This is a genomic window from Treponema sp. R6D11 (assembly GCF_054786075.1).
In genome coordinates, this window is sequence record NZ_BDHD01000531.1 from 1 (window position 1) to 829 (window position 829).

The window sequence follows — 829 nt, forward strand, 5'->3', positions numbered from 1 at the left end:
ATTGTGAGTTGGAGGCTTAATGTTAGGCACATCATACTCAATTATTTTACAATTGGGAGTGTTGACCATTATATCATCTGGCAAGACGCCGTTGCTGAAATATTTTACGAAAGCTCGAGCCACCCCTCCGTGTGCGACGATTAGGACAGTTTTATCTCTATGGTTTTTCTTTATAGAATCAATAAAATCCGATACTCTTGTATATACGTCTGCCCTTGTTTCTCCATCGGGGATTGAGATGCCGCTGTCTGTGTTTCTTCTTAGCCCTAAGCTATCTGCTTCTTCATATGCGAGACCTTCGTATATTCCGTAATTGCGTTCTATAATACGCGGTTCGACTACCGTTTCCCAAGCTCTGCTACCTTTTAAAATAGCTTCGGTTTCTAGCGTTCTTTTCAATGGCGAGACAAAGGCTATATCTATATTGTGTGCCTTTAGTTCCTCGCTCGCCTTTAGCGCTTGTGCGCGACCGTTTTCATTTAGAGGAATGTTTGAGCGGCCTTGCAGCCTTCTTTGGGCATTCCAATCTGTTTCGCCATGGCGGATAAATAGAATTTTCATATTTTTAAAATCTCCTAACCAAAATATTTTTGCGCCTTTTCTGTCGCCATTCTTCCGCGCGGTGTGCGATTTAGGAAACCGCGCTGGAGGAGATACGGCTCGTAGACATCCTCGATTGTTGAACTGTCTTCGCCGATCGTAGCAGCGAGAGTGTCTAAACCGACGGGACCGCATGAGTATGTTTTAATAATTGCTTCCATCATGTCGGCATCTATTTTATCAAATCCCATTTTATCGATTTCTAATTTATTCAAAGCATTATCGGCGA

At 42.8% G+C, this 829-nt stretch carries 2 protein-coding genes; both read right to left on the bottom strand.

Features of this window, described 5'->3' with window-relative positions; translation table 11 throughout:
• Window positions 1–561 (bottom strand): histidine phosphatase family protein (locus ACYVTD_RS14485; RefSeq protein WP_461248422.1); only part of this gene is annotated, 561 nt, incomplete at its 3' end.
• 14 nt (window positions 562–575) lie between these two features.
• A partial coding sequence (locus tag ACYVTD_RS14490) for a Holliday junction DNA helicase RuvB C-terminal domain-containing protein (RefSeq protein WP_461248423.1) occupies window positions 576–829 on the bottom strand: 254 nt, incomplete at its 5' end.